This window comes from Streptomyces sp. NPDC048461, from assembly GCF_055587105.1.
This window is the reverse complement of the sequence record NZ_JBVJGW010000020.1, coordinates 126,234-134,824: the sequence shown is the minus strand read 5'-3', so window position 1 is coordinate 134,824 and position 8,591 is coordinate 126,234. Positions and strand designations below refer to the sequence as shown.

General features: G+C 74.8%; 5 protein-coding genes. All 5 read right to left on the bottom strand.

Features of this window, described 5'->3' with window-relative positions; genetic code table 11:
• On the bottom strand, positions 1–4,841 hold a 4,841-nt coding region (locus tag ACZ6S8_RS29140; RefSeq protein WP_469460383.1), incomplete at its 3' end, for a beta-ketoacyl synthase N-terminal-like domain-containing protein.
• A gap of 79 nt (positions 4,842–4,920) precedes the next feature.
• Positions 4,921–5,826, bottom strand: coding sequence for an alpha/beta hydrolase (locus ACZ6S8_RS29135; protein WP_469460382.1), 906 nt, complete (start codon positions 5,824–5,826; stop codon positions 4,921–4,923).
• 2 nt (positions 5,827–5,828) lie between these two features.
• Positions 5,829–6,023, bottom strand: a complete 195-nt coding sequence (locus ACZ6S8_RS29130) for a ferredoxin (protein ID WP_469460381.1) — start codon at positions 6,021–6,023, stop codon at positions 5,829–5,831.
• A 62-nt stretch (positions 6,024–6,085) separates the two neighbouring features.
• A complete protein-coding gene (locus ACZ6S8_RS29125) occupies positions 6,086–7,315 on the bottom strand; it encodes a cytochrome P450 (protein ID WP_469460380.1) in 1,230 nt (409 codons plus the stop codon).
• Positions 7,312–8,487 (bottom strand): acyltransferase family protein, encoded by a 1,176-nt coding sequence (locus ACZ6S8_RS29120; protein WP_469460379.1) that lies wholly within the window; start codon positions 8,485–8,487, stop codon positions 7,312–7,314. The genes ACZ6S8_RS29125 and ACZ6S8_RS29120 overlap by 4 nt, the downstream gene beginning before the upstream one ends.
• Positions 8,488–8,591 lie beyond the last annotated feature (104 nt).

Below are 8,591 nucleotides of genomic sequence, written 5' to 3'. Positions count from 1 at the left end.
GCGGTTTCCAGGGCGAAGATCGCGGGCTGGGTGTACTGGGTGAGGTGCAGCAGGGTGTCGTCGTCGCCGAGGACGATGTCCTTCAGCGGGCGGTCGAGGTGCGGGTCGAGCGCGGCGATTGCGGCGTCGAAGGCGGCGGTGAACTCCGGGTAGGTGTCGTAGAGTTCGCGGCCCATGCCGGCCCGCTGGCTCCCCTGCCCCGTGAAGAGGAACGCCGTACGGGCCCTGCCGGACGCGGCGCCCCGGACCACCGCCGGATGCTCCGACCCGGCCGCCAGCGCGGTCAGCGCCGCGAGGAGGCCCTCCCGGTCCTCGGCGAGCACGACCGCCCGGTGCTCCAGCGCGGTCCGCCCGCGGGCCAGGACCCCGGCTACCTCGGCGAGGTCCGCATCCTCCTGTCCGGCCAGGTATCCGCGCAGCCGCTCGGCCTGCGCCGGCAGAACGTCCGCGGTGCGCGCCGACAGCGGTACGAGCACCGGCGGGGCGTCCGGCCGGGCGTCCGGCCGGGTATCGGGTACGAGCGCCTCCGGAGCCTGCTCCAGGATGACGTGCGCGTTGGTGCCGCTGATGCCGAACGAGGACACCGCGGCCCGTTTCGGGCGTTCCGCCCAGGGCCACTCCCGGGCCTCGGTGAGCAGCTCCACGGAACCCGCGGACCAGTCGACGTGCGCGGACGGCTCGTCCACGTGCAGGGTGCGCGGCAGCACGCCGTGCCGCATGGCCTCGACCATCTTGATGATCCCGCCGACGCCGGCCGCCGCCTGGGCGTGGCCGATGTTCGACTTCAGCGACCCCAGGTACAGGGGCCGCCCCTCCGGGCGGTCCTGGCCGTACGTGGCGAGCAGCGCGTCCGCCTCGACGGGGTCCCCGAGCCGGGTGCCCGTGCCGTGCGCCTCCATCGCGTCCACGTCCCGCCCGGTCAGTCCCGCGGAGGCGAGGGCCCGGCGGATGACGCGTTCCTGGGAGGGGCCGTTGGGCGCGGTCAGGCCGTTGCTCGCACCGTCCTGGTTGATCGCCGAGCCGCGGACGACGGCCAGCACCCGGTGTCCGTTGCGTTCGGCGTCCGAGAGCCGCTCCACCAGCAGCAGACCGACCCCCTCGGCCCAGGCGGTACCGTCCGCCGCCGCGGCGAACGGCTTGCACCGGCCGTCCGGAGCCAGCCCGCGCTGCCGGCTGAACTCCAGGAACATGCCCGGCGTGGGCATCACCGTCACGCCGCCCGCGAGCGCCAGGTCGCACTCGCCCTGGCGCAGCGCCTGCACGGCGAGGTGCAGGGCGACGAGCGAGGACGAGCACGCGGTGTCCACCGTCACGGCCGGGCCCTCCAGCCCGAAGGTGTAGGCGAGGCGCCCGGAGGCGACGCTCGCGGCGCTGCCGGTGAGCAGGTACCCGTCGTAGCCCTCGGCCGCCTCGTGCAGGCGCGGCCCGTAGTCCGCCGCGCTCGCGCCGACGAACACCCCGGCCCGCGAGCCCCGCAGCCCCTCCGTGGCGATCCCCGCCTGCTCGAACGCCTCCCAGGCGGTCTCCAGCAGCAGCCGCTGCTGGGGGTCCATCGCGGCGGCCTCGCGGGGGCTGATCCCGAAGAACGCGGCGTCGAAGTCCCCGGCACCCGCCAGGAAGCCGCCTTCGCGGGCGTACGTGGTGCCCGGGTGGTCGGGGTCGGGGTCGTACAGGCCGGCCAGGTCCCAGCCCCGGTCGGCCGGGAACGGGCCGATGGCGTCGGTGCCGGAGTCGACGAGCCGCCACAGGTCCTGCGGGGAGCCGACGCCGCCCGGGTAGCGGCAGGACATCCCCACGATCACCACGGGGTCGGCCGCGTCCGCCGCGGTCCCGCCGGCGGCGGTCGTGCCGTCGCCGGAAGGACGGGTGCCGGTGCCGGCGTACCGCTCCTCCAGCAGGCGGACCACGGAGTCCGGGGTGGGGTGGTGGTAGACCAGCGCGGCGGGCAGCGCGTGCCCCGTCGCCGCCTGGAGCCGGTCGCGCAGCTCGACGCCGGAGAGGGAGTCGAAGCCGAGGTCCTTGAAGCTGCGTGCGGAGTCCACGGCCCCGGCCGTGACGTGGCCGAGCACGAAGGCGATGTGGGTGCGGACCAGTTCGGTCAGGTCCGGGTGCGGAACGGCCACACCCGCCCTGACGTCGGCGTCGGCGTCGGCGTCGGCCGACGGTCCCGTCAGGCGTCCGGAGGGTGCGGCCGGAGCCGCCTCGGGGGCGTCCGGGCTCTGCGCCGGGGGAGCGTCGAGCCAGTGGCGCTCCCGCTGGAACGCGTACGTGGGCAGCGGCACCGGCCGGCCGCCGCGCGCCGCGAACAGACCCTCCCAGTCGGCATCCGTGCCGTGCGCGTGGGCCCCGGCGACGGCGGCGAGCAGGTGCGCGGCCTCCGGCCGGCCCCGGCGCAGCCCCGCGAAGAGGGCTCCGCGGCCGTCGCCCGGCTCCCGGAGCGTCCGGCGGGCCATGCCGGTGAGCACCGCGTCCGGGCCGAGTTCGAGGTAGACGGTCGTACCGTCCGCGTCGAGGGTCCGTACGCCGTCGTGGAAGCGGACGGCCTCGCGGATGTGCCGCGTCCAGTAGTCGGGCGAGGCCAGCTCCTCGGCCGTCGCGAAGCCGCCGGTCACATTGGACACGACGGGGATGCGGGGGGTGTGGAAGGTGAGTCCGGTGGCGATGGTGCGGAACTCGTCGAGGACGGGGTCCATGTGGGGGGAGTGGAAGGCGTGGCTGACGGTGAGGCGTCGGGTGCGCCGTCCCGTGGAGGTGAAGTGGCCGGTGATCCGTTCGACTTCGTCCTCGTCGCCGGATACGACGACGGCGTCGGGTCCGTTGACGGCGGCGAGGGAGACCCGTGCGCCGAGCAGCGGGAGGATCTCCTCTTCGGTGGCCTCGACGGCGGCCATGGCGCCGCCGGTGGGCAGGGCGCCCATGAGGCGGCCGCGGGCGGCGACCAGCAGGGCCGCGTCCTCCAGCGACAGGACACCCGCCACGTGCGCGGCCGTCAGCTCCCCGATCGAGTGGCCCGCCACGCGGTCCGGAGCGACGCCCCAGCTCTCCAGCAGGCGGAACAGGGCGGTTTCGAGGGCGAAGAGGGCGGGCTGGGTGTACTGGGTGAGGTTCAGGAGGGTGTCGTCGTCGCCGAAGGCGATGTCCTTCAGCGGGCGGTCCAGGTGCGGGTCGAGCGCCGTGAGCGCCGCGTCGAAGGCGGCGGTGAACTCCGGGTACGTCTCGTACAGTTCGCGTCCCGTTCCCGCCCGCTGACTGCCCTGGCCGGTGAACAGGAAAGCCGTACGGGCCGGGCCCGGGGCGGTGCCCAGGACCACGGCCGGATGGTCCCGGCCGGCGGCCAGTGCGGCCGTCCCGTCGAGCAGCCCGGCCAGGTCCCCGGCCACCACCACGGCCCGCGCGTCGAAGCGGGTCCGGGTCGCGGCAAGCGAGAAGGCCGTGTCGACCGGGTCGTGCGCGTCGTCCCCCTGGTGCTCCCGCAGCCGTGCGGCCTGCCCGCGCAGCGCAGCCCCGTCCCGGCCGGACAGCAGCCAGGCGAGGGGCCCGGAGCCGCCGTCGCCGTCCCCGCCCGGCCCGGCGGCCACCGGGGCGGCCTCGCCCACCACCACGTGGCAGTTGGTGCCGCCCATGCCGAACGAGCTCACGCCGGCGAGCAGCGGCCGCTCGGGGGCCGGCCACGCGCTCTCCGCGGTCTGGACCCGCAGACCCAGGTCCGCCAGCGGGATCGCCGGGTTCGCGTTGCGGAAGTTCAGACTCGCCGGAATGCGCCGCCGGGACACCGCCAGGGCGGTCTTCAGCAGGCCCACCAGCCCGGCCGCGCCCTCCAGATGGCCCACGTTGGTCTTCGCGGAACCCACCAGCAGCGGCGCGTCCGCCGGGCGGCCCGCGCCGAGCGCCGCACCCAGCGCGGCGGCCTCGACGGGATCGCCCACCGGCGTCCCCGTGCCGTGAAGCTCGACGTACTGGACCGATCCCGCGTCCGTACCGGCCCGGGCGTGCGCGGCACGCAGCACGGCCTCCTGCGCCCCGCGGTCCGGAACGGTCAGCCCGGCGGACGCCCCGTCGTTGTTGACGGCGCTGCCCAGGATCACGCAGTGCACCCGGTCCCCGTCGGCGACCGCCCGGTCCAGGGGCTTCAGCACGACGGCGACCCCGCCCTCCCCGCGCACGTACCCGTTCGCCCGGGAGTCGAAGGTGAAGCACCGGCCGTCGGGGGACAGCGCACCGAACCGCGCGCTGTCCGCACTGCTCCCGGGCGACAGGATGAGGTTCACGCCGCCGACCACCGCCAGGTCGGCGTCGCCGTTGCGCAGCCCCTCGCAGGCGAGGTGGACCGCCACCAGGGACGAGGACTGCGCGGCGTCCACGGTCAGGCTCGGACCGGTCAGCCCCAGGACGTACGACAGCCGGTTGGCGATGACGCCCCGGCTGAGGCCCGTCACCGAGTGCCGTCCGGCCGCCGCCTCGCCCCGCCGGTGGTGCAGGGCCGCGTAGTCGTCCCAGATGGCGCTCGCGTAGACCGCCGTCCGGCTGCCGGCCAGGGAGCCGGGCAGGATCCCGGCCTCCTCCAGCGCCTCCCAGCCCAGTTCGAGCATCAGCCGCTGCTGCGGGTCCATCGCCGCGGCCTCGCGCGGGGAGATTCCGAAGAAAGCCGCGTCGAACCGGTCGACCTCCTCCAGGAAGGCACCCCCGGCGGGGGCCGAGGCGGACCAGCGGTCCGCCGGCGGCTGCCCGACCGCGTCCTCGCCCCGGCTGAGCAGCCGCCAGAAGGCGGCGGGGTCGGCGGCTCCCGGAAGGCGGCAGGCGAGTCCGACGACGGCGATCGGTGCGGAGCGGGGCTTGGCCATGGTCTGTCACGTACTCCCTCGTCGAGGACGAATCCGGTGCCAGCCTCGCCACCTGCTCTAACGGGGGTCTTGGGGCGTTCTAAACCCGGTCCGCCGCCGGCCCGTGCAGCCCCGCACGCAACGCCGTGAGGTGTTCCACGCCGATCCGCCGCTGCTCCTCGGGGCCCACCCCGCCCATGAACGCGTGGTACGCGCCGGGGAAGTTGTGCACCTCCACCGGCACGCCCGCCTGCGCCAGCCGCAGCCCGTACAGCAGCCCCTCGTCCCGCAGCGGGTCGAGGCCGGCCGTCGAGAGGTAGGCGGGCGGGAGCCCGCTCAGATCCGCGGCCCGGGCCGGCGCCGCCGCCTCCGGCAGCCGGTCCCGGTCGGCGCCGCCCAGGTACAGCTCCCAGCTCTCCCGCGCCAGCCGGCGGTTCCATACCGGGGTGTCCGCGTACGCGTCCATCGACGCGGTCGCCAGCCGGTCGTCCAGCACCGGCGTGCTCAGGTGCTGGAAACACAGCGCGGGCCCGCCGCGGTCCCGGGCCAGCAGCGTGAGCCCGGCGGCGAGCGCCCCGCCCGAACTGGCCCCCGCCACCGCGATCCTGGACGGGTCGGCGCCGAGCCCGGCCGTGTGGCCGGCGGTCCACTCCAGCGCCGCCCAGCAGTCCTCGAGCCCCGCCGGGTACGGATGTTCCGGCGCCAGCCGGTAGGACACCGCGACCACCACCGCAGACGCGTGCAGCGCCGCCTGGGCGGCCCCCAGGTGCACCGAGTCCACGTTCCCCAGACAGAACCCGCCGCCGTGGATCCACAGCACCGCGGGCAGGTCCGACGACTCCGCCCGCGGCCGGTAGACCCGAACGCGTACGTCGGGACCGCCGGCCGGTCCCGGCACCAGCAGCTCCCGTACGTCCGTCCCGGGCACCGGCGCCAGCTCGGCGAGGCTCAGCAGCCTGCCGCGGTGGCCGGCCACCGCGTCGGCCAGGCGTCCTTCGACCGGCATCCTCAGACCTCCAGCGCCAGGGCCTGCGAGGGACACAGCGCCACCGTCTCGCGGGCCTGCGACTCCTCGTCCCGGCCGCTCACCCGCTCCCGCAGGACGAGCACCGTGCCCTCCTCGGACTGGTCGAAGCGGTCGGGGTCGGACAGGACGCACTGCCCCGCCCCCAGACACCGGTGGGTGTCGGCCGTGATGCGCATCTCTTCGGGTCCCTTCTGTCGGGCTGTAGTGCTGTCGAGCTGACGTACGCGGACGCGGTACGTCACCAGGTGACGGGCAGTTCCCAGATCCCCTGCACGCCGCCCGGCTCCTTCAGCGGCAGCGCCGCGGCGGGGACCGCGAGGCGCAGCCCCGGCAGCCGGCGGAACAGGGTGGACAGGGCGATCTCCATCTCGGCCCGGGCGAGGTTCTGCCCGATGCACTGGTGCACCCCGTGACCGAAGGAGACGTGGTGCCGGGCTCCGCGCGCCACGTCGAAGGCGTCCGCGCCGGGGAAGGCGTCCTCGTCGCGGTTGGCCGTCGAGATCACCACGATCACCCCGTCGCCGGCCTTGACCGCGTGCCCGCCCAGCTCGGTGTCGGTGGTCGCGAAGCGGGCCACGCCGTCCGCGATGGCCATGTAGCGCAGGAGTTCCTCCACGGCCCCCGGCAGCAGTGCGGCGTCCGACCGCAGTGCGGCCAGCTGGTCGGGATTCTGCAGCAGGGTCAGCACCCCGAGCGCGATCGCACTGGCGGTGGTCTCGTGTCCGGCGACGAGCAGCAACAGGGCGATGTCGACCAGGTCGCGGTGGGAGAGGTGGCCCGGCGCGAGCTGCTCGGCGATCAGGGTGTCGAGCAGGCCGTCGCCGGGCTCCTGCTCCTTGCGCCGGATCAGGCCGTCCAGGTAGCTGCTGAGCTGTGCGAACGCGTCGGCGCTGTCCTCCAGCGTGGTGGTCCCGGTCACCACCCGGCGCGACTGGTGCTCGAAGAAGGCATGGTCGGTGTACGGCACGCCCAGCAGCTCGCAGATGACGATGGACGGCACCGGCAGGGCGAAGTCCGTCACCAGGTCGGCCACGGGCCCCTTGGCCTCGATGGAGTCGATCAGCTCGTCGACGAGGCGCTGGATGCCCGGCCGCAGCGCCGCCACCTTCTTCACGGTGAAGGTGGAGAGCAGCATGCGCCGCTGGACGGTGTGCTCCGGCGGGTCCATGCCGATGAAGTTGCGCACCTTGCGGGCGGCTTCGAAGCGGGGCGCGGTGGCCGGGTAGTGCGGGTGCACCCGGTCCGAGGAGAAGGTGACGGCGTCCAGCAGCACCCTGCGCGCCTCCGCGTGCCCGCTGACGGCCCACACGCGGCGCCCGTCGTAGAGCTCCACCAGGGACACGGGCCCCTCCTCGCGGTACCGGTCGTAGCCGGCGGGCGGCTGGAAGGGGCAGCTGCGCCCCTGCGGGTAGGCGGGCGGGGCCCCGGCGGGCCCGGTGCTCCCGGTCGGCTCTGCTGTCGCGGTCATTCCTTGGCCTCCAGGGTGACGGTGTGCGCCGGGGCCGCCGGAACGGCGGCGGGCGCCGGTGGGCGGGGCGCGCCGAGGCGGCGTACGGCCGGCGTCTCCACCCAGGTGAACAGGACGTACGCCAGCCCCAGGCTGACCACCAGCGCGGCGAACAGCAGCCCGGCCCCGGCCGCCGCCGGCAGCGGGTCACCGGTGCCGACGAGCCAGCGGTGGCCGTACGTCACGACCAGGCCGTGCACCATGTAGAACGCGAACGAGAGCTCGCCGAGCCGGACCAGGACCGGCCCGCGCAGCGGCGAGCGGCTCCCGCGGTCGTCGGCCACCGCGGCGGCGGCCACCAGCGGGGTCAGCCACAGGGCCGCGGTGCCGGCCACCCCGTACAGGTACGGGACGGAGGAGTTCACGGCGTACCCGCCGACGGCGATGAGCGCGGCCGGGAGCAGCCCGATCCTGGGCCAGACACCCTCCAGCACCAGCCGCGCGGCCACCATGCCGAGGAGGAACTCCAGGGCGCGCACCGGCGGGAAGAAGTAGACGAACCAGATCTGCTCGAAGGAGAGCGTGCCGTCGTCGATGAACGGCAGCGGTGTCCCGGTGACGGCGTACTGGCCGACGACCGGGGCGATGACCGTGAACGCGCCGAGGGTGGCGGCGAGCGGCCAGAGCCGGGCCACCGGCACCCGGCTCAGCAGGCGCAGCAGGAACGGGAAGCTCAGGTAGAAGAAGAGCTCGACCGACAGGGACCAGCTCACCGCGTTCATCGTGTTCGGCACGGTGAGGTCCGGGAACCAGGCCTGGAGGAGGAAGAGGTTCGCCAGGGTGCCCTTGGTGGTGAAGGGGTCGGCCGCGATCAGCATCAGCACGCCGGCGAGGGCGAAGGTGACCAGGTGGTTGGGGAAGATCTTCGCCAGTCTGCGCCGCCAGACCCGGGGCGCCGTGTCGTTCGCCCGCGCCGACCAGGTGAGGACGAAGCCGCTGAGGACGAAGAAGAAGGTGACGCCGTAGAAGCCGGCGTTGGCGAACACGTCACCGAGCGCGTCGCCCCCCGAGCCTCCGACGAACCGGGTCTGCCAGGTGGTGTGGAAGAAGAAGACGAGCAGTGCCGCGATGAAGCGCAGTCCCGTGAGGGACGGGAGTCTCGACGCGCGGGGGGCGGCTGGTGGGCGGGACATGAGAGGTGACCTCCGGCTGGTGCGGGAACGGGCGGGCCCTGGGGGTGTCGTCGAACTCGTTCCTGCCGTGCGGTGCCCGGCACGCACGCTCGCCGCGTTGTCGG